A 20,937-nucleotide genomic window follows, 5' to 3' on the forward strand; every position below is an offset into this window, starting at 1 on the left:
ATTTAGGTCTACTATAATTCTATTCATCAAATTCACTTAATTGAACAATTATGAAAACGCAACATATTGTACTCTCCCTATTATTTGTAGTATTCGCCTCCTTCAGTGTAAACGCCCAGAAAAAGACCGATCCCCTGGTCAAAAAAGAAACCTTTAAAGTATGGGGCGAATGCGGCATGTGCAAAAAGACGATTGAAAAAGCTGCCAAAGATTCCGGCGCTACTGCCGCTTCCTGGGATGTCGACAGCAAGAAATTGACCGTGTCTTATAGCACAGCGAAAAGCAGCAACGAAAAGATCCAGCAGGCCATTGCCGCTGCTGGTTACGATACCCGTGACCTTACTGCCGATGATGCCGCTTACGACAAGCTGCATGAATGCTGCAAGTACGACCGCAAGGCCGCTGCTGCCAAAGCCGCGGAAAAAGAAGCGCAGAAAGAATCCAACCACCATCATTAATCCACCATAAATTAAGTTGTATGAAAAGAATGCTCTTAGTACTGGTGGTGGTGCTGGCAGGTATAAGCTCACAGGCACAGTTCAAAAACGCCAGTTTACAGGCCGCAGGGTTAACCTGCGCCATGTGTACCAAAGCGATCAACAAAGCATTGGAACAGGTAGCCTTTGTACAAAGTGTAAAGGTCGATATAAAGACCTCCTCCTTCCTGGTTGAATTCAAAGACGGGGTGTCTGTAGACTTCGATGTCATGAAGAAAGCGGTGGAAGACGCCGGCTTCTCAGTGGCTAAATTGAAAGTGACGGGTGTATTCGACAAAGTAGATGTGCAAAATGATGCCCATGTGCAGATCGATGGCAAAACCTTTCACTTCCTCAATATAGGCAAGCAAACCTTGCAGGGAGAAAAGGCCATCACGCTTGTGGACAAGGATTTTGTAACAGCGAAGGAGTTCAAAAAGTACAGTGCTGCTACCAGCATGAGCTGTGTAAAGACCGGTAAGGCGCAAGCCTGCTGCACGAAAGAAGGCATCGCTGCCGACAGCCGTATTTACCACGTTACTATTTAATGATATTTACCTGTCTTGCGCACCAGGGCGATGTACCTGTTTGCGCAAGGCAGGTTCAACTTATTTCCCCATGAAGCAATTATTATTCGTTTGTTTGATCATAGCGGGAGCGGTTTCAACAGCCAAAGCCCAACCGAAGAAAGGCGATCAGGCACCAACCGTTGCCATCCCCAACGCCCAGGGAAAACTGGTAAAATTAGCCGACCTCAAAGGCAAAGTTGTACTGGTTGATTTTTGGGCATCCTGGTGCGGTCCCTGCCGTAAGGCAATGCCCGGACTTCGTAAAGCCTACGGTGCTTATAAAACCAAAGGCTTTGAGATCTACGGCATCAGCCTCGATGAAGACAAGAAGGCCTGGAAAAAGGCCGTAGCGGCCGATCAGATCACCTGGATACAGGTAAATGAGCCCGGTGGCTGGGAAGGTAAAACGGCCGTGGCCTGGAATATCGAAGCGCTGCCTTCCGCATTCCTGCTGGATAAGCAAGGCAAGGTGATCGCCATAGATCCAACCGAAGCGGAACTGAACAAACTACTTGAATCAAACCTGTAAAACCAGCCGCCCATGAAGAGATCATTGTTCGTGACGATAATGGCTGTGCTGGTATCGGTAGCCGGGCATACGCAGGAGCTGTATGTGTTTAGTGAGCCGGCTTCGAATATGCCGGCAAAATCGATCAGCGCGAAATGGAGTACGAAGTGGTTGAGAAGCCTGCACAGCGACCGTGTAGAGCAACGCCATACACCAGAGGTCATGTTGGGCCTCAACAAACAGTGGATGGTGCATGTGGCGGGTACATTCTCCGACATGTACTCCACGAATGTTCGCTGGGAAAGTGTAAGGCTGTATACCAAGTACCGTTTCCTGTCCATCGATGATGTGCACCAGCATTTCAGGATGGCGGCCTTTGCTGAAGCTACGCACAGCGTCAATCCGGCGGTATATGAGGAAGTATCGCTCGATGGCGACCAGAGCGGCGTGATGGGCGGTATTATCGTTACCCAGTTGTGGGATAAGCTGGCAATTTCCGGTACCGGAAGTTTTGCGCAGGTAACCACGAAGAAACCGAAATACATCGGGGAGGCCTATCCCTGGCAGGCGTTGAATTATAGCCTGTCGGCCGGGTACCTGGTATTGCCCCGTGAATACACCAGTTACAAGCAGGTCAACCTCAATGTGTATGTTGAACTGTTGGGGCAGCAAACCCTCGACCGCAAGCAGCATTACCTCGACCTGGCGCCTGCCGTGCAGCTGATCTTCAACAGCAATGCTAAACTGAATGTGGGGCATCGTTTTCAGTTGAATGGCGATATGCACCGCATGGCCGAAAAGAGCTGGCTGGTAGCCTTCGAGTATGTGTTTCTCAATGCCTTGCAGAAGAAACGTTCCTGAGCAATGGATAAGTAAGATAATTTACGCCGCGCGGCTCCCGGGTTCCCGGGACCCGCGCGGCGTTTAGGCGCTTGTTGCGTTATGAAGCGATGGTTATCGATAGGCCGTGTTGTATGTACGCGGACTCCATGTGAAACTCTATGGATATTGCCTGCAAACCGCACTGATCCCTAGGGAAACCCGCACTGGAGTTGCCTGAACAGTGCCATTCGGGTTATTTACCGGTGCTGCCAGCATAGAGGTACCAGGGTATCTATCAGGGAGTTGTCGTGCATTATCCGCGAATACTGCGAAAACCTCAGTGCCATTCTGCACGAAATATCCCCTCGCAACTCGTTAAATATCTGCGGTTTAAGTGAGAAATAACAATATAAAAAGTGCCGGCAGGCTTTGCTTCTGCGCTAAATTCCAGCGCCTGACCTGTCCCCGGCCCCGAAACTGGTCCGATCCGTTCCTTGATTTACCACGCGCTAAACGGCCCCCGGCTTTACTCCCCCCACTGATTTAAAAATACCACTCTGCCGCCGGGAGGCTTATCCCGGAAGAAGCCGTTTTACAGCACCCCCGGCAATTTCCTGCATTTGCTTTTTGCTTATTCTAATATTATTATTAAATTTGACTAAACTAAAATTTAGACAAGACTAAAAATATGTTTAGGTGATGATAAAGAATGAGAAGAGTGAAGCATAGTGGACAGGGAATAAAAAGTTTCACGTTTTAAAGTATAGCATAAAAGTATAGGCATGAAAAAATGGTTCTACACAGGGTTATCTTGTTTACTGGTGATGGTCGTGCAGGGGCAGGAAACTGCCCTGCACGGCATTGTCCGAGACAAAAGCAGCGGCGAAACGCTGGCCGGAGCCACCGTAGTGGCAGGCACGCAAAAAGCGATCACCGGCCGTGACGGCCGGTTTACCTTTGGCCGCACGGAATTTCCCGTTTCCGTGATCGTTAGTATGATCGGTTTTAAGGCCGATACGCTCCTGGTCAACGATGGAAGTAAGGCACTCTACATCAACCTCTCCACCAATAGTGGCGTACTGTCGGATGTGGTGGTAACCGGCACCATGAAGGCGGTGCAGAAAATGGCAAGCCCCGTTCCCGTAGAGGTTTATACCCCGCAATTCTTTCGCCGCAATCCTACGCCCTCCATCTTCGATGCGTTGCAACAGGTAAACGGCGTACGACCTCAGTTGAACTGTAATATTTGCAACACGGGTGATATACATATCAACGGACTTGAAGGTCCCTACACGATGGTGCTCATCGATGGTATGCCCATCGTAAGTAGTTTGTCGTCGGTATACGGACTATCGGGTATTCCGAATTCGCTGGTAGAAAGAATCGAAGTAGTGAAAGGCCCGGCTTCCTCCCTATATGGTTCAGAAGCCATCGGTGGCCTCATCAACGTGATCACAAAAAATCCCGCCAAAGCTCCGTTGGTCTCCATTGACCTGTCCTCTACCACCTGGAATGAATACAATATCGATGCAGCCGTCAAATTCAAACCCTCGAAAAAGGTGACCTCTTTGCTCGGCGTAAACTATTTCAACTATACCCATCCATACGATAAGAATGGGGATGGCTTCACTGATGTAACCCTCCAAAACCGGATATCGGCATTCAACAAGTATGCATTTCAACGCCGGGAGGGCAGGGTGGCCAATATTGCCCTGCGCTATGTATATGAAGATCGCTGGGGTGGTGATATGCGGTGGAACAAAAGCTTTCGCGGCGGCGACAGTTTGTATGCAGAAAGCATTTATACCTCGCGGATAGAACTCATCGGCAATTACCAGTTGCCGGTAAAGGAGAAGCTGTTATTCTCCTATTCCTTCAATTCCCACACCCAACGTTCCGTGTATGGAACTACGGCCTACAATGCTGGTCAGCAGGTGGGCTTTGGACAGCTCACCTGGGATAAAACGCTGGGCAACCACGACCTCCTGGCCGGCGCGGTATTCCGGTACACCTATTATGATGACAATACGCCGGCTACACTCGACCAGGCTGGCTATACCAATAAACCGGAGCGTACCGCCTTGCCTGGTGTGTTGCTGCAGGATGAGATATCGCTTAACGGCGGCCATACCTTGTTGCTGGGCGCCCGCTGGGATTATCACCCGGTGCATGGAAATATCTTTACCCCAAGAGGCGCCTGGAAATACACCATTGGGCCCAATGATGTGCTTCGCCTCAATGCAGGGACCGGCTTCAGGGTGGTAAATCTTTTCACCGAAGACCACGCAGCGCTCACCGGCGCCCGCAAGGTGGTGATAGAAGGCGAACTCAAGCCCGAAAGGAGCTACAATGTAAACCTCAACTACGTTAAGAAGATCTACACACCGGGCTTCTGGATCAACATCGACGCCTCGCTCTGGTATACGCATTTCACCAACCGGATATTACCCGATTATTCCAATCCCGATGAGATCCGTTACAGCAACCTGCGGGGTTATTCCATATCGCAGGGCGGAAGTGTGAATGCCGAATTCGGATTCACCAATTCATTGCGCGGTCATGTCGGGGTTACCCGGCAGGATGTTACGATTGTGGAAAAAGATGCTTCGGGTGTGAAAGAACGTAAGCAACAACTGCTCACGGAAAAGTGGAGTGGGAATTGGTCATTGTCATATACATTGCCACGTGGCGGTTGGGTAATGGACTACACAGGAAATATCTATGGTCCGATGGATCTGCCCCTGCTGTCGAATACCGATCCGCGCAGTCCACGCTCGCCGGTATGGAGCATTCAGAATATTCAGCTTACCAAAAAGCTTGGTCACGGCGTAGAAATATATGGAGGTATCAAAAACCTGTTGAACTGGACGCCGGCGCGCAATGCGCCCTTCCTGATCGCCAGGTCGCACGATCCGTTCGATAAGAACGTACAGTACGGTCCTGGTCAGCCCATACCCAACCCGGTACCCGGCCAGCCCGATATACCTACCACAGTAGTGCTACAAACGCCAGAGAACCCCTATGGGCTCACTTTCGACCCCAACTATGTATACGCACCCAACCAGGGCATACGGGGCTTCCTGGGCGTCCGTTGGACGTTAAACTGAGGAATCCTTACAAGATTTCAAGATCAGAGAAAGAGATGGGCTTGATTAACACTTCATAGGAGAACCCCGGGATATTGGGGAAGGTAGGCGGGTAACCACTCATCAGGAAAAGCCGCAAAGCAGGGTTTACAGCCAGGAAGCGTTCTACGCTCGTCCAGCCGATCCCATCGGGGAGGTTGTTGTCGAGAAAGAGGATGTCTGGCTGCACCTGTTGCATTTGCGTAAGCCCTTCTTTGAGGTTGGACGCGCTGTATACATCATAATCCTTTTTCACGAAGTACGACTTCATCAACAGGCAGAGATCTTGTTCGTCATCAATGATCAATATCTTCTTCTTAGTAGCCAATGCCAGGTTATTGATTTAATTAGTAAGGTATTGTAACGAAAAAGAGTGCCGGAAAGTTGTGTGGATTATTCTCCCCGATAGATTGGTTGTCGGTGGGCGGCATTCTTTTTACTAATATAAACATCATTCAATAATCTAAAACTATTTAAAATGACTACAACAACAAAAGTATTATTAGGTATTGTGGGTGCCGCTGCCGCCGGCGTAGTGATTGGAATGTTAGTAGCTCCCGATAAAGGTAGTGAACTCAGAAAGAAAATAAAAAGCAATTGCGGCGATTGGGCCAATACCCTGGGCGACCTGTTCAATGCTGGCAAAGAAAAAGCTGAAGATCTTGCTGCAGAAGCAGGCAACAAGTATAACAGGGTAAAAGAGAATCTCGGTTAAGCCTTGCGCTACCAGGATTTCATTGATCTAAAAAAAGACCAGCTATGCGCCAAAAAACAGAGGACATACAATACGCAGAAGTGAAGGACACCGAGGCCAGCGATAACCTGGCCGACAATGTCATGGATTTCCTTGAAACTTACTATAAGCTTACTCTGGTAAACATCACTGATAAAGGGTCGGGTGTTGCGTCTTCGGTGGTCACCTTCATGGCCGTTTTCATCATCGGTATATTTGTGATCCTCTTTATTGGCCTGGCAATAGGTACCTGGCTGGGCCAGTTGCTGAACAGCACCATTGCAGGATATTTCCTGGTAGCTGGTCTTTTTTTATTGTCGATGGTATTGATCTGGTTATTCCGCAAAAAGCTAATGATTGGTTTCAGGAACTTTATTATCCGCAAAGTGTATGAGTAAACCGGTGATCAATAATTATGAAGATCTGATACGCGAGCAAGAGCGGTTGCGTAAACAGCTCGATGTAAAGAAACAGGAGTTGAATGGCAGGATTAGGGAAGTAAAGGAAAAGTTGGCGCCGGTAGGGACCATCCTTTCGGCCATTGGCGGCATCACAGCCCTGGGCGCTAAAAATCCCGCGATCAAAACAGGGATAGGACTGGCTGTAGATATGCTGGTAAAGAAGAAACTATTTAAAGGAAGCGGCCTGCTCACTGGTTTGATCGGCAGTTTCCTGGTTAGGAATGTCGCGACCCGTGTTGCTGCTGGTGCAGCGGGTGTGATCATTGGCGGACTGGTAAAAAAGTTTGCGTCCCGTAAAAAAGAGCCGACGGCTAAGCCGGAATAGACGCCGTGTTGAACCAATAACTCCTGATCTCCCGGATCACTCTCACCAGGGCATCGAAGCTTACCGGCTTTACCACATAGGTATTGGCGCCCAACTCGTAACAACGTTTTATTTCATGCTCATTTTTGGTGGTCGTAAAAATGATCACCGGAATCTTCTTCAATTCAGGATGTTGTTTGATCTCCTTCAACACCTCCCTGCCATCTTTCTTTGGCATGTTCAGATCAAGCAGTATGAAACCCGGATAGTGTATGTCGAGCGTTTTTTGCTTCGACAAATTGGATAGGTATTCAATCAATTCGATCCCGTTCTCTACAAATTCGAGTGTATCGGTAAAGCCGTTCTCCTCAAAGGCCGTTTGTAATAAGAATCGATCATCTGCATCATCTTCTGCGATGAGGATAAAAAATTTCTGCATGGCGGTGGTGATACATTTTAGACAAATGTAGAGAATGGGCCTTTAAAGGCTCTAAAAATCAACAAATTCCTGCCAGTTTTTTAAGAGCGGTGGATCCCTGTTTCGGAAAATACGGTAGCTGGTCAACATGAGCTGCGCCCGCGGCTGCGTGCAGGAAGCCCTACAGGTGGATAATACTGAGGTAGGGAAGGGCTGTAGAATTGCGGCCACGGATTACCGGCTTTCTATAATGCATGTGGAATAATGACCCGGCAAAAAGGCCGTACTGGGGAATGTTTTCCCGGCCTGGCGTTGCCATCGACCGGTATGGTTTTTTTGACCTTCCCTATTGTGACAGTGACTCTATAATCTTCATCATTCAATTATTAGTTATGGTTATAAAAGATCCGAAATCGAAGACAAAACAAGATAAATCGCCTCAAACCGTCCAACAAGGTAAGAGCAGCGATCAGCGCCCTTCGGATAAGCAGGAGAAGAGATCAACAGCTTTTGATCCGGGGGTAACCAACAATGCAAACACGCAGGCCGGCACCGCCCAAAGTGGATACGATGAAAAGAATCCAAAACATCCGGGCGGCAAGCAGCAGCACAATCCGAAAGTAACCAACCAGGAAAATGACATCACGAACAGTGAAGCACAAAATAAATGGAGCGAGGAACCGGTAGACGAACAATCATCGGGTAATTCAACGCAAAGAACAGATCCCGAGATCGATTCTCCGATCCCAGATTCGGAAAGAACGGAAAAGAAGATACCGAAAGATTCGCTGTAACGACAGCTATATATTTTTTCGCGGCGGACGTTGATTTGGTTGTTTTAAGCCCGGTGGTGAAAACACCGGGCTTTTCTTTGATAACACCATAAAAAAAGTGCAGTAGAAACACTGCACTTTTTTACATAGTAAGATGTACAACTCAACTGTTCTTTTTAGGTTCTATATTACCAAAGGACGTTGAAAGAAAAAACATGGCGAAAAAGACAAAAAACAGGAATTTTCCAGTTGTAGCGGTCCCTGCAGCAATGTCCCCAAATCCAAAAAGGGCAGAGATGAGCGCAATAATTAAAAAAATCACTGTCCAGCGTAGCATACTCATTGTGTTTTAATGTTTACAATGGATCAACTTCCCTTGCTGTGAGCAGCGGCTCCGTAAATAGAGGCAACTTTCTGGTTTCTGGTCCTTTCTATAGTTGCTGGTTTATTCAAGGATACCGAAAGGTCTACATGATCCGTTTCTTGTTTATGATTCTTGCGTTTTAAACAATTGTTTGCATCATTTAACGTTGTTTTAAGCCCATTGATCCGTTAAGGGCCTTCACCATTCCTGGCATAAAAACTACTGACTTAGATGTTGTTGGATAAGGCTGGCTGTTCTTCCAGGATCCATACGGATACTGATTCGCCATTTACGAGGAACTCGGCTTTTCCAAACTCGTCTGTTGTCAACTTTTCAGGCCGGTTACCGGTGATATCGGTAAAGGTTTTGTGTGCGAAACGATTTCCCAGCTCCATGACCTTGTTCCCTTCACTTCCGTTGCTTATTAAAACTGCACAACCGGATAATTTATTATCATCGGAACCTTTTCTTACCCAACCAATTGTATTGGGATGGTCGAAGTAATCGTATTCATCACCAAAAGAAAGCAATTGACGTACCAAAATCAGCACTTCGAGCGAGGGTGTTGGTGCTATTTTTACGTTAAAATTATTTTCTTCTTTTTCAAGAGAATAGTCTGCCCCGAACAAATGCGGATAGAAAATGCCGGGAAATCCTTTTACCCGTAGCAGGATCAATGCATAGGCGAGGGGCTGAAACAAATAATCTACATAGGACTCCAGGGATTGACCTGGCTGGCTATCGTGGTTGTCGACAAAGGTAAAGCTTTGGTCGGGTATTTCTTTCAGGACGGTATTTCATATAGCGTGTTTTGATGGTTGATCGGCGGGATAACGGATGCCTGTTTGTTCCCGTATAGCGTCGAGCGTTGTCGCGAGATCCAGGCTGAAGGAGTGACAGAACTGTTCACTGTATAGTTTATGCTGGTGGAGACAGCGATACACTTCAGCTGCTTCAAACTGTAACCCGCGCCCCGGCCATTCGCAGGGGTATTGAATAGATTCTCCATCATAAGATTCCAGTTTGATCTCTGCCGGTTTTTCATTCCAGGGAGAAGCAATATGGATGCGCCCTCTTTCGCCATAGATCGTCGCGGAACGGTCTGTTTGCGTGACCAGCGATGACTCGATGCTGGCATAGGCTGCATTGCCATACCCAAATAGTGCGATGGTGGCTTTATCGATGCTCTTATCGGATAAGATCGATCGTGCCTGTATAGTAACTGGCTTACCCAGCAGCAAATGCGCCAGGAAAATGGGATAGATGCCAAGATCGAGCAGGGAGCCGCCACCGAGCGAGGGATCGAAGTACCGGCTTTGCGGATCTTCGGGGGCTTTATAACTCAGGTCGGCTTTGATAGATATTATCTTCCCGATGGCGTCGCAATCGATCAGGTCCAGCACTTTGTTGATGCTGGGTAGAAAACGGATCCACATGGCTTCCATCAGGAAGGTGTTGTTTGCTTCGGCCGCTTCCACCATTTCTTTCACCTGCCGGCTGTTCATGGCCATGGGTTTTTCGCACAATACCGGCAGTTTGCGCTGCAGGCAGGCAATGGTTTCCCGGTGATGCAGGGGATGCGGTGTTGCAATATAAACGGCATCCACCTTTGCATGCGTGAGGAATGATTCGAGGTGGTCGAAGTACTGCGGTGCGTTTTCCTTTTCAGCAAAATCAGCTGCCTTGTCGAGGTGGTGCGAGAGTACCGCGCCAATGCGGTGATGTACGCCTTTGAGGTGTTCCAGATCGTCAGCAAATTCAGTGGCTATATTGCCGGGGCCAATGATACCCCAGGTAAATGTTTCCATGGATGAATGTTGTGTGGCCTTTCATCCAGAAGGGCAACACTTGTACCATTGAAAGCGTGGGGATTTTGATCTACAAAGACTGCTGAAGAGGGAGCGTGTAGCGTTGTGCAGCGCGTTGTAAGCTTATCGCTGTAGCGGAAAATAAAGGGTGAACACGGCGCCTTCACCGGCGATGCCACTGGCTGTTACATTGCCGCCGTGATTGATCATGATGCGCTGTACCATGGGCAGGCCGATGCCTTTGCTTTGGTAAATGCCCTGGGGCGATTCAAGTTTCTGGAAAAGGTAGAACATCTTATCCACGTATTTATTGTCGAAGCCCATGCCGTTATCCGAGATCGTGATCTTGTGATACGCAGTTCCACCCAGCAACACAGATACGATCTTTTCACTGATCTTATTGCCGGTAAGACCTTCATGCGTGATGGTAATGACCGGCGATACATCCTTCCGCGCAAACTTGATCGAATTGTCGATCAGTTGCTCAAAGAGGATGGCCAATTGCGAAGGGATGCCCTTGATGACAGGGAGTGTATTGGTGATGACCAGCCTTGCCTGGCGAATGGTAAGTTTTTCATCCATCTGCTCAGCCACTTTCATCAACACATAATTGAGGTCTATCTGCAGCAGCGTCTCCGATGTATTGATAAGGCTCGAGTAGCGCACCATATCGCGGGTGAGGCCATGCATATGCCTGGCCGAAGCATCCATTTTACCCAATAGCAGGTTCACTTCTTCGGGCAGGTCCTTAAAGCGGGTGGTGACCTGGTTCGAGAAGGTCTGGATCTTGCGCAGGGGTTCCTGCAGGTGATGCGAGGCAATGTTGGTGAGTTGCTCCAACTCGGCATTGGCCCGGTTGAGGCTGCCTACCTGCTGCTGCAACTGCTGCTGAAATTCGAGCCGTTTCGTGAGCTCGCGGATGATGAACATAAAGGAAATGGTAAGGCAGATCGCTGAGAAGATGAAGGTCGCGTATAGATAATTGGGCGCATTGCGCTGGCTGATGAGCTTTTGCGAATCGCTCGCCCTTTTGGCGGCTGTTTCGATTGCTTGCATACGCTCGTATAGCTGTTGGTAGTCGGCCATATTCACCCTGGTTTGCAACAGCCGCTGCGACAGGTTGCCGGAGTCGGTGTTTCTGGCGGCTTTGGCGATATTGTCTTTGGCCATGCTGAGCCGGGTCGTGACGAGGCCCTCCAGTCGGGTAAGGTTCACGGCCTGCGTACTTTGTCCATTCACCAACGGTTTGAGGGAATCTATGATCGGTTTTATGCGGGCTGCACTGGTCCATACAGGCTCGAGGAGACTGCTGTCGCGGACGAGCATAAAAGCGTGCTCGGCATTGATCGCCTCTTTCAGGTAAGCGTCAACCTGCCCCAGCAGTACCATCGTTTGGTAGTTGCGCTCCACCTCATTCGATACTAAAGTTGAATCGGAAAGCCGTTTGTAAAACATCAGGGCGAGCACGGTGAGGATGCCAAATGACAGAATGAAGAGCCCGTAGATATATTGGAACCTGAATTTCATGCGCTGGTTTTCCCCAAATTGTGTAATTTGTTCTACAGATGGGTGGGCTTGTTTAACGGTCCAGAAACACGAAAAAACTATTGTATCCCAGTAAAATACAGCATTTACGCTGTTTTTGGAAGAAAAACTATTTTTTGGAGTAAGGCTTGTAGTATAAACACTACAATCTTTTGACATGATCCATCAACATCTTACACAAAAGCAACAGGTCCGCATACTGCCCCAGCAGATTCAGCTGTTGAATTTGTTTCACCTGAATACGCTGGAGCTGGAGCATCGCATCGAACAGGAAATAGAAGAGAATCCATTGTTGGAGGAAACGAAGAATGATGAGAATGCATTAAAAGACGAAAAAGAGGCGGTACAGGATTTTGCCGATTGGGAGGAGTTTGGCTACGACGATATCCCCGACTACAAAGTAGAATATGCCAATTATTTTTCGGGCGAAGATATACCTGAGCGCCCGTTGGTGCAAACAGCCGATTTCAGGCAGCAACTGAAAGAGCAATGCCGGCTGCTGCTATTGGGTGAGCAGGAATTTTCCCGTGCCTGTTATATCATCGATTCGCTCAACGAGAGTGGTATGCTGGAACAAACATTGTCGACCCTGGCAGAAGATATGTCGTTCAAGTTTGGCGAATGGATCGAAGGCACGGACCTGGAAGCGGTGTTGAAAACGATCCAGAGCCTGGATCCGCCCGGTGTGGGAGCCCGCGACATACGGGAATGTCTGTTGCTGCAATTGGAGCGGATGAACACGGCGCAGCCGGATGTAGCAGCTGCGCTGAAATTGATCCGCGATCACTATACCGACCTGAAGAACCGTCAGCTGGAGAAGGTGCGGGAATGCCTGAAGCTGGAAGAGGACGAGTTCAGGATCATCCTCGAACTGGTGGCTTCCCTGCAGTTGCAACCTATCAATGTACGCCTCGAAGAACCGGTAGCCAAGAACTATATCATTCCCGACTTCATCATTACCGTAGAAGGAGATAATATCGAAGTGTCGTTGGCGCGGCAGCGCTCTGCATCCCTGCACATCAACCATTCGTGGATGGAAACGGTGAAAAGCCAGTGCGCCAAAAAGGACAAGGCAGCCGAGCAATACATGAAGAGCAAGCTGCAGGCGGCGGAATGGTTTGTGTCGGCCATCCAGCAGCGCGAAAGTACGATGCTGAAGATCATGAAGACCATCGTAAAATGGCAGTACGAGTATTTCAAAGAGGGCGATCCCTTGTTGCTGCGCCCCATGATCCTCAAGAATATCGCCCTGGAGATCGGGGTGGATATATCGACGGTATCCCGCATTACCAGCAACAAATATGCGGCTACTCCATTTGGAAATATACTGTTGAAGGACCTCTTTTCCGAAGGCATGGCCAATGTAGAAGGGGAGGTGATCAGCAACCGTATCATTCAATATGCGTTGGAAGAAGCCATCGCAGCCGAAGATAAGAAGTCGCCCTTTACCGATCACCAGCTGGTAGTGGTGCTGGCACGCAAAGGGTACAAGATAGCGAGGAGAACGGTGGCCAAGTACCGCGAGCTGCTCCGCATACCAACGGCCCAGATGCGGGCACTGTGGCGCTAAATTTATATACACAAAAGCTAAACACTCATTAATTCCTTCATTACACCAGTAAACCCACTTAATATGTCTAAAATATTAGTGATTGATGACGACCGCGACATATGCTTCTTAATGAACAAGTTCCTTACCAAGCATGGGTACGAGACGCATGAATCATATACCGCCAAGAAGGCGCTTGAACTGCTAGATGAAATAACTGATTTTGACCTGGTGTTGTGTGATTACCGGCTGGAGGGAGTGGATGGTAAAACCATGTTGCTGAAGATCAAGGAAAAATATCCTGCATTGCCAGTGATCATCATAACAGGCTATAATGACCTCAAGACAGCTGTTGATGTGATGAAGATGGGCGCGTATGATTATGTGACCAAGCCCCTGTTTCCCGAAGAGATCCTCAATACCATCCAATCGGCCCTGAATGCCAGCCCGGCGGCTGTGCCACCACCGGTTGGCGGCAATGGAACCGCTGCGGCGGCCGTGGATCATGTGGTGGATAAGAAGAAAGGTTTTACCTCCAACAGTGATTATATATTCGGCACGAGTGCCGTGTTTCAACAGATCATGGATCAGATCATCCTGGTAGGACCTACGGACTACAGCGTGATCATCTATGGCGAAAGTGGCAGTGGTAAAGAAGCCATTGCGCAGGAGATCCACAAGCGCAGCAAGCGGTCGGCTTTTCCGTTTGTGGCCATCGATTGCGGCGCTCTGTCGAAAGAGCTGGCCGGCAGTGAATTGTTTGGACATGAGAAAGGCGCCTTTACCGGTGCCATTAACCAGAAGTCTGGTAGTTTCGAGCTGGCCAATGGCGGAACCATCTTTCTCGATGAAATTGCGAACCTCTCTTACGAAATACAGGTGTCGCTGCTACGGGTGATCCAGGAGCGTAAGATGCGCCGGGTAGGGGGCATCAAAGACATATCACTCGATGTGCGCATCCTCATTGCGAGTAATGAGCGCCTGTGGGATGCTGCCCAGAAAGGCAAGTTCCGGGAAGACCTTTTTCACCGGTTCAACGAGTTTACGATCGAAGTGCCACCACTGCGGCAGCGTAAAGAAGATATTATGGTCTTTGCCCGTCACTTTCTGCAAAAGGCCAATGAAAGCCTGCAGAAACGTATCCGGGGCTTCTCGCCCGAGGTGGAAGAGATCTTCCGCAACTATGTATGGCATGGAAACCTCCGTGAATTGAAGAATGTCGTGAAGCGCGCGGCCCTGCTCACCGATGGCGAATACGTGGAAGACCGTAGCCTGCCATTTGAGATCAGCAATTACCGCAAGCTGTTGTTTGAGCACAATCCCGATGCGATCGTGGAAGCGCCCACGCCGGTAGTGCCAATACATGATACGATCGCTACTTCTCCGTTGCGCAAGCAATTTGGAGAGAATAGCCTGAAGGAAGCCTCCATCGACCTGGAGTATGAAATGATCCTCAAAGCCCTCAAGGAAACCAATTTCAACAAAAGCAAGGCAGCCCGTTTATTGAATATCGACCGAAAGACTTTATACAATAAGATCAAGCTTTATCAGGAGCTGAATAATCGCTAAACCAATATCATGACCCTTGAAGAAACCAGCCATATCAATAAGCTCAGGGAGTTGATGAATGATACGGAAGAACTCTTACAATTCGGTACCTGGCAGTGGGATGTGGCAACCGATAACGTCTCTTGGTCCGAGGGGATGTACCGAATCATGGGATACGACCACCGGGCTGCGCCCCAGTTGTCAGACGAGTTTTACCTTAGTCACGTACATCCGCATGACGCGGAGGAATTCAGGCATATCCGCAGCAATGCGATTGCCACGAAGACCCCTTTTGAATATACCTACCGGATCACCACGCACCAGCATCAACAGCGCATCATCAACATTAAAATGAAATTTGTGCTGAACGGCAGCGGAGAAGTGGTAAAGGGCGTGGCGATCAACCGCGACGTTACGGAGAAAACACAGATGCTGCACGACCTCATGCACTATAAACGTATTGTGGGGCAGAAGGAAGAGTTTCTGAACGTAGGGAACTGGGAGCTCGACATGGCAACCAACAAAATGACCTGGTCGGATGGTATGTTCCAGCTGCTGGGTTATGGCCACCATGACCGCAAGGACGGGATAGACCTATTTGAGTTTTACCGGCTGCACATGCAACCGGAAGAAGTACGTAAAGCGAATAATGCGATCCAGGAGATCATCAATAACGGCGAAACCTATGTACGACAATCGATGCTGATCACCAAAGACGGCTCCGTGAAGGCTGTGGAAGTATTTGGGAAAGTGTTGAAAGACCAGCAGGGCATGCCGGCCAAAGTGTTGGGAACGGTGCGTGATATCACGCGCCTGAAGGAGTATGAACAGGAGCTGGAAGTGAAGGTGCAGGAACTGAACCGCTCGAACCAGGAGCTGGAAGAGTTTGCCTATGTGGCATCGCATGATCTGCAGGAACCCTTGCGGAAACTAACTACCTTCGGTGAGCGCCTCAGAAACAAATGTGCCGACCAACTGACGGATGAGGGCAGTTTGTACCTCAACCGGATGATGGCATCGGCCGAGAACATGCGGATCCTGATCGAGAACCTGCTGGAGTTTTCGCGGGTTACGCGTACACAGTTCCCGTTCGAAAGGAAAAGCCTGCAGGAAATCGTGCAGGAAGTGGTAAACGACCAGGACCTGGAAGTGGATGGCGGTAAAGGTGAAGTGCAGGTACTTAACCTCCCAGTGGTGGAAGTGGTAACCACGCAAATGCGCCAGTTGTTCAGCAACCTGCTGAGCAATGCGATCAAGTTCCGCCGCCAGGATGTGCTGCCGGTGGTCACCATCAGCAGTACCCTGCTTACGCAAACGGAGAAAGAGAAACTCAAGTTGCGCAATAGCAATCCTTATTACCGGATCATGGTGGCAGACAACGGGATCGGCTTTGAAGAAGTATATGCGGAAAAGATATTCCAGCTGTTTCAGCGATTGCATGGCAAAGCTGAATATCCGGGGTCGGGAATGGGATTGGCGATCTGCCGTAAGATCACCGACAACCATAAAGGGTTGATCATGGCCTCGGGCGTACCCGGTAAGGGATCTACATTCTCTATCATTTTACCTGAAATGCAGGCCCATTAATATATAGCTATGTTTATTTCTGCTGACCCATTGCGCATTCTGGTTGTGGACGACGATGAAGACGATTTCTTTCTGACCAACAGTATCATCAAAGATATCAACGGAGGGAACTTCATCGTAGACTGGTGTTACAAATACCAGGAGGCATTGGATCATATCTGCCATAAACGGTACGATCTCTATTTCATAGATTATTTCCTGGGTGCTAAAACGGGGCTCGATCTGTTGCGGGAAGCCGTAGAGCGCGATTGCGAGGCCCCGATGATCCTGCTGACAGGAAAGGGCAACCATGCGGTGGATATTGAAGCCATGCGCGTTGGTGCAGCCGATTACCTGATCAAGTCGGAGCTGACCACGGAAAAAATGGAGCGCTGCATCCGCTATACGCTGGAGAAAGCTCGCTCCCTGAAGGCGCTGCGCGATAATGAACAGAAATACCGGAATATCTTTGAGCGATCGAAAGACGCCATATTCCTGGCCGATACACAGCTACGGTTCTTTGCCGTCAATGCAGCGACTGCCTTGTTGCTGGGGTACACCGCCGAAGAACTGACGGACATGAGTTTTTACGACCTCATGATCGAAAAGGTTGACGCTGAAACCCTGAAGCTATTACTGCAAACAGGCGAGCTGGATGATGTGGAGACCGACCTGCTCAACAGAGACAACGAAGAGCGTACCTGCATCTTCTCGGCCACGATGATCGAGCGGCCCGACGGTTCGCAGTATGTACAGGGCATCCTGCATGATATAACAGGCCTGCGCAAGGCCGAGAAGACGGTGCTGATGGCCGAAAAGCTGGCCGCCACCGGCCGGCTCGCACGCACGCTGGCCCATGAGATCAGGAACCCACTGACGAATATCCACCTTTCACTGGATCACCTGCGGGTAGCAGAGATCGATGAGTCGCAGGAAAATTATTACGGCATCATCCAACGCAATGCAAAACGTATTGGCGCCATCATCTCCGAACTGCTCGATACAGCCCGCCCTTCCGAAATGATGTTGCGGCCAACCTCCTTACAGGATATCCTGGATGAAAGCATTACGGCAGCCATGGACCGCATCGTACTCAAGAACATCAAATTGCAGATCCGTTATCCAGATGATATACTGGTCATTGCAGCCGACAAGGATAAACTGAAGATCGCCTTCCTCAATATCATCATCAATGCCGTAGAAGCGATGGAGGAAGAAGTAGGCAGACTTACGGTGGCCATGGTGGCCGATGGCAATGCCTGTGAAGTACGCATCACGGATAATGGATCGGGTATTACGGAAGATAACCTGGAACGTTTGTTCGAACCTTATTTTACCTCCAAACGCAATGGGTTGGGCCTGGGCCTTGCCGCTACCCTCAATATATTGCAGGCCCACAATGCCGAGGTAGATGTGCATTCGGTGGTGGGCAGCGGCACCACCTTCGTGATCTCTTTTAAAGCATAAGTTATTAAGCACCTATAGAACTAAAATGGCCTGGTGGAAATTCCACCAGGCCATTTTAATTGTGGGATCCGGATCGTTTGATCAGAAACCTATGCCAATGTAAAAAGTGAAGGCGCTGTTCTTGGAATTCTTTGTTGCCTGGCCGGCTACGCCGCCATCGCCAATTTCGTTGAGGCCATAGTTATACCGGGCACCCAGGGTGAAATTCTCGATGTCGAACCCAATACCGCCCACGAGACCATAATCGAAGCGTTTGAAATTGTCGGTATCGAGGTCGGCGATGTCATCGACTTCCCCGTCTTCCGCATTGAGGCGCTTGATATTGGCCGATGTAAGGAGACTCACGTAGGGACCTGCATGGATGTTGAAGTTATTACCCAGGTTAACCACCGCCAATACCGGCAGCTCAACATAATTGAGGTTGAAGCGGTATTCACCTTCGCCAAACAGGTTGTCGTATTTGATCTTGGCGCCTTTGCTGCTGTACAAAAGTTCGGGTTGTACAGAGAATCCTTTGGTAACCGGTATCTTGGCAAACACGCCCACGTTTACGCCGACTTTCATATTCTCGTCTTCCACATCATCGACATACAGGTTACTGAGGTTTACGCCCCCTTTAATGCCGAATTTTGGCTGAAGCGACTTCTCCGTGGTAGTTTGTTGCTGCTGCGCCATGGCGGCACTCAATGTGCCTGTAAATGCTGCTAATAACAGTATTCGTTTTAAGCTGCTGGTTGCATTTTTCATGTTGTTCTTTTTTCGTTTTCAATCAAGTTTTTTTATTTGTGCTATTCCCTTCAGGCGATACGGCCGCTGTTGCTTTTTCTACAAGGGGTACGCGCCTGTGTGCTGTTAATCTTTAATCAATTCATATTCCTCCTGTAGTAACTGTGGAATAAAGGCAGAATTGCCCTGGTTTGTGTAGTGGTATCTACAGTGAATCATCATTTTATGCCAAAGCTGCTGCAAATGGTCGCTGGGGGCTGGCTGTTGTGAGGAAGGGCGGCAGCATTTTTATGGTGGTATGTTCAAAAACCAATTGTTATGCGTGCAATATGGAGTGGTACCATCGGCTTTGGGCTGGTGAACATACCGATCAAATTATACAGCGCGATCCAGGAAAGCGATCTCGACCTGGATATGCTGGATAAGAAAGACCATGCGAACATTAAATTCCAACGGGTCAATGAGAAGTCGGGCAAAGTAGTGCCCTGGGCCAACATCGTGAAGGCCTATAACCTCGATGGGCGTTATGTGGTGTTGACCGATGATGATTTTAAAAAAGCAGCGCCCGAGAAAACGAAGAATATCGATATCATGGCCTTTGTGGAGGAGTCGGCCGTGGACGCGATGTTGTATGAAACGCCTTATTACATCGAGCCCGATAAGTCGGGCGCCAGGGCCTATGCTTTATTGTGGAGTGCATTGAAGAAGACCGGTCAGGCGGGATTGGGCAGCTTTGTTTTGCGCAGCAAGGAAAGTCTGTGTTTGATCAGGGCAGGGGAGGAAGTGCTGGTATTGCAGAAGATCAGGTTCGCAGAGGAAGTGCGTCGGCCCAAAGACCTCAACATACCCAAGCTCACGAGCAAGCCCACCGAATTGAAGATGGCATTGTCGCTGATCGATCAGCTTACCGAAGAGTTTGATATTTCGGCCTATAAAGATACGTATGCCGATAAGCTGATGAAGCTGATCAAGGCCAAGGCGAAGGGTCGCAAGGTGGCTGCACCTCATATGAAGGTGGTGCACTCGCGTGCCAAAGACCTGATGTCGCAACTGAAGGCCAGCCTGGAAACGAAGAAACGGAAGGCGTCGTAGAGACCTGGTCTTATGCGCTGTCCAATAGTGGGGGCCTGCTCCATTGCTGGTAGTGGCGCTCACTCCGTACCGCACGGCCCGATTGCTGTGGGGGTTAAAGTATATCAAGCTTAAATGTGTTGTATGGCAGTAAAAGAAGTTAAAGATAGTATCGTCACTATCAACCGGCGGTCGCTCAAGCTGACCAATTTGTCGAAGATCTATTTTCCGGAAGAACAGATCACCAAGGGGGATGTGATCGCGTATTATGAATCTATGGCCGATGTGATCCTTCCATACCTGAAGAACCGGCCGCTGTCGCTGAAACGGAATCCCAATGGCATCACCGATAAAGGGTTCTATCATAAAGACGCGGCAGAGGACGGGCCGGACTGGTTGAAGTCGTACGATGTGTTTGCGGAGTCTTCACAAAAAACAGTGAACTACATCGTCTGTAACGATAAAGCCACTTTATTGTACCTGGCCAACCTGGGTTGCATCGAAATGAACCCCTGGAATTCGACAACGCGCTCACCCGACAAACCTACTTACCTCATGATCGATATCGATCCGTCGGATAAAAATACCTTCGATCAGGTCGTGTCGGTGGCGCAGGCGGTACAGGAAGTACTGAACCGGGCAGGGGCGGTGAGCTACTGCAAAACCTCGGGCGCTACCGGACTGCATGTGTACGTTCCATTGAACGCCCGCTATACCTATGAAATGGCGAGAGAGTTTGCGCACATCGTAGCAACGCTGGTGCAGGAGCAGTTGCCCGGTATCACATCGCTTGAACGATCTTTAAAGAAACGGGGACCTAAGATCTACGTAGATTACCTGCAAAATTCGAAAGGGCAAACGCTGGCATCTGCCTATAGCTTGCGGCCGGTGCCGGCTGCATCGGTATCTACACCTTTATTGTGGAAAGAAGTAAAGAGCGGATTGCATCCTTCGCAGTTTACCATCTACAATATTGCGAAGCGGGTGAAGAAGCTGGGCGATTTGTTCTATATGGTGCTGAAGGACGGAAACAACCTGAAAGGCTGCCTGAAGAATCTTGGATATTAAAAGAGCTTCATAAACGGATATGATGAAAGGGAAACT

At 49.1% G+C, this 20,937-nt stretch carries 22 protein-coding genes; 15 read left to right on the forward strand and 7 right to left on the reverse strand.

Annotated features, from left to right (window positions below):
* The first annotated feature begins 50 nt into the window (after positions 1–50).
* From P2H89_RS17635 to P2H89_RS17655, 5 genes are all read left to right on the forward strand, one after another.
* Positions 51–458: a heavy-metal-associated domain-containing protein gene (locus tag P2H89_RS17635; protein WP_275829225.1), complete on the forward strand. Its 408-nt coding sequence runs from the start codon at positions 51–53 to the stop codon at positions 456–458.
* 20 nt (positions 459–478) lie between these two features.
* Complete coding sequence (locus tag P2H89_RS17640; protein ID WP_275829228.1) at positions 479–1,024, forward strand: heavy metal-associated domain-containing protein; 546 nt, start codon at positions 479–481, stop codon at positions 1,022–1,024.
* A 70-nt stretch (positions 1,025–1,094) separates the two neighbouring features.
* Positions 1,095–1,574 (forward strand): TlpA disulfide reductase family protein, encoded by a 480-nt coding sequence (locus P2H89_RS17645; RefSeq protein ID WP_275829230.1) that lies wholly within the window; start codon positions 1,095–1,097, stop codon positions 1,572–1,574.
* A 12-nt stretch (positions 1,575–1,586) separates the two neighbouring features.
* The gene (locus P2H89_RS17650) at positions 1,587–2,414 is read left to right on the forward strand and encodes a hypothetical protein (protein WP_275829233.1); all 828 of its coding nucleotides are present in this window, start codon (positions 1,587–1,589) and stop codon (positions 2,412–2,414) included.
* 743 nt (positions 2,415–3,157) lie between these two features.
* Positions 3,158–5,482, forward strand: coding sequence for a TonB-dependent receptor (locus P2H89_RS17655; protein WP_275829235.1), 2,325 nt, complete (start codon positions 3,158–3,160; stop codon positions 5,480–5,482).
* A gap of 7 nt (positions 5,483–5,489) precedes the next feature.
* Here the strand turns inward: P2H89_RS17655 and P2H89_RS17660 are convergent, their stop codons facing one another.
* The gene (locus P2H89_RS17660; protein ID WP_275829237.1) at positions 5,490–5,828 is read right to left on the reverse strand and encodes a response regulator; all 339 of its coding nucleotides are present in this window, start codon (positions 5,826–5,828) and stop codon (positions 5,490–5,492) included.
* Positions 5,829–5,978: 150 nt separating this feature from the next.
* On the opposite strand from P2H89_RS17660, the gene P2H89_RS17665 reads away from it, so the two are divergent.
* Genes P2H89_RS17665 through P2H89_RS17675 form a run of 3 tightly spaced genes read left to right on the forward strand, consistent with a single transcriptional unit; the run spans position 5,979 to position 7,019 of the window.
* Complete coding sequence (locus P2H89_RS17665; RefSeq protein WP_275829239.1) at positions 5,979–6,215, forward strand: YtxH domain-containing protein; 237 nt, start codon at positions 5,979–5,981, stop codon at positions 6,213–6,215.
* 44 nt (positions 6,216–6,259) lie between these two features.
* Positions 6,260–6,631 (forward strand): hypothetical protein, encoded by a 372-nt coding sequence (locus tag P2H89_RS17670; RefSeq protein WP_275829241.1) that lies wholly within the window; start codon positions 6,260–6,262, stop codon positions 6,629–6,631.
* Positions 6,624–7,019, forward strand: coding sequence for a hypothetical protein (locus tag P2H89_RS17675; protein ID WP_275829243.1), 396 nt, complete (start codon positions 6,624–6,626; stop codon positions 7,017–7,019). Before P2H89_RS17670 ends, P2H89_RS17675 begins: the two co-directional genes overlap by 8 nt.
* Here P2H89_RS17675 and P2H89_RS17680 read toward each other — a convergent pair.
* Complete coding sequence (locus tag P2H89_RS17680; RefSeq protein WP_275829245.1) at positions 7,006–7,437, reverse strand: response regulator; 432 nt, start codon at positions 7,435–7,437, stop codon at positions 7,006–7,008. The genes P2H89_RS17675 and P2H89_RS17680 overlap by 14 nt on opposite strands.
* A 371-nt stretch (positions 7,438–7,808) precedes the next feature.
* Here P2H89_RS17680 and P2H89_RS17685 point away from each other — a divergent pair, with 371 nt between their 5' ends.
* A complete protein-coding gene (locus tag P2H89_RS17685; protein ID WP_275829247.1) occupies positions 7,809–8,210 on the forward strand; it encodes a hypothetical protein in 402 nt (133 codons plus the stop codon).
* Positions 8,211–8,352: 142 nt separating this feature from the next.
* Here the strand turns inward: P2H89_RS17685 and P2H89_RS17690 are convergent, their stop codons facing one another.
* The 4 genes from P2H89_RS17690 to P2H89_RS17705 all read right to left on the reverse strand — a co-directional run bounded on the left by P2H89_RS17690 (position 8,353) and on the right by P2H89_RS17705 (position 11,888).
* Positions 8,353–8,526, reverse strand: a complete 174-nt coding sequence (locus tag P2H89_RS17690) for a DUF1328 domain-containing protein (RefSeq protein ID WP_275829249.1) — start codon at positions 8,524–8,526, stop codon at positions 8,353–8,355.
* A 254-nt stretch (positions 8,527–8,780) separates the two neighbouring features.
* Positions 8,781–9,254 (reverse strand): alpha-amylase domain-containing protein, encoded by a 474-nt coding sequence (locus tag P2H89_RS17695; protein ID WP_275829252.1) that lies wholly within the window; start codon positions 9,252–9,254, stop codon positions 8,781–8,783.
* 96 nt (positions 9,255–9,350) lie between these two features.
* On the reverse strand, positions 9,351–10,361 hold the full coding sequence (locus tag P2H89_RS17700) for a Gfo/Idh/MocA family oxidoreductase (protein WP_275829253.1): 1,011 nt from the start codon (positions 10,359–10,361) through the stop codon (positions 9,351–9,353).
* A gap of 123 nt (positions 10,362–10,484) precedes the next feature.
* Positions 10,485–11,888 (reverse strand): ATP-binding protein, encoded by a 1,404-nt coding sequence (locus P2H89_RS17705; protein ID WP_275829255.1) that lies wholly within the window; start codon positions 11,886–11,888, stop codon positions 10,485–10,487.
* 175 nt (positions 11,889–12,063) lie between these two features.
* Between P2H89_RS17705 and rpoN the strand changes: the two genes are divergently transcribed.
* From rpoN to P2H89_RS17725, 4 genes are all read left to right on the forward strand, one after another.
* The gene (rpoN, locus tag P2H89_RS17710) at positions 12,064–13,476 is read left to right on the forward strand and encodes an RNA polymerase factor sigma-54 (protein ID WP_275829257.1); all 1,413 of its coding nucleotides are present in this window, start codon (positions 12,064–12,066) and stop codon (positions 13,474–13,476) included.
* A gap of 63 nt (positions 13,477–13,539) precedes the next feature.
* Positions 13,540–15,024, forward strand: coding sequence for a sigma-54 dependent transcriptional regulator (locus P2H89_RS17715; RefSeq protein ID WP_275829259.1), 1,485 nt, complete (start codon positions 13,540–13,542; stop codon positions 15,022–15,024).
* 9 nt (positions 15,025–15,033) lie between these two features.
* Positions 15,034–16,590 (forward strand): PAS domain-containing protein, encoded by a 1,557-nt coding sequence (locus P2H89_RS17720; RefSeq protein WP_275829261.1) that lies wholly within the window; start codon positions 15,034–15,036, stop codon positions 16,588–16,590.
* A 9-nt stretch (positions 16,591–16,599) separates the two neighbouring features.
* Entirely contained in the window at positions 16,600–18,036 is a 1,437-nt protein-coding gene (locus P2H89_RS17725; protein WP_275829262.1) for a hybrid sensor histidine kinase/response regulator, read from the forward strand.
* Between the two features lie 81 nt (positions 18,037–18,117).
* Here the strand turns inward: P2H89_RS17725 and P2H89_RS17730 are convergent, their stop codons facing one another.
* Positions 18,118–18,783, reverse strand: a complete 666-nt coding sequence (locus P2H89_RS17730) for a porin family protein (protein WP_275829264.1) — start codon at positions 18,781–18,783, stop codon at positions 18,118–18,120.
* Between the two features lie 297 nt (positions 18,784–19,080).
* Here P2H89_RS17730 and P2H89_RS17735 point away from each other — a divergent pair, with 297 nt between their 5' ends.
* Entirely contained in the window at positions 19,081–19,854 is a 774-nt protein-coding gene (locus P2H89_RS17735) for a Ku protein (protein ID WP_275829266.1), read from the forward strand.
* 123 nt (positions 19,855–19,977) lie between these two features.
* Positions 19,978–20,901 carry a non-homologous end-joining DNA ligase gene (gene ligD, locus P2H89_RS17740; protein WP_275829268.1) on the forward strand — a complete coding sequence of 308 codons (924 nt, stop codon included), beginning with the start codon at positions 19,978–19,980 and terminating at the stop codon, positions 20,899–20,901.
* The last annotated feature ends 36 nt before the right edge of the window (positions 20,902–20,937 follow it).

The sequence above is a fragment of the Paraflavitalea sp. CAU 1676 genome, from assembly GCF_029223285.1.
GTDB lineage: Bacteria > Bacteroidota > Bacteroidia > Chitinophagales > Chitinophagaceae > Paraflavitalea.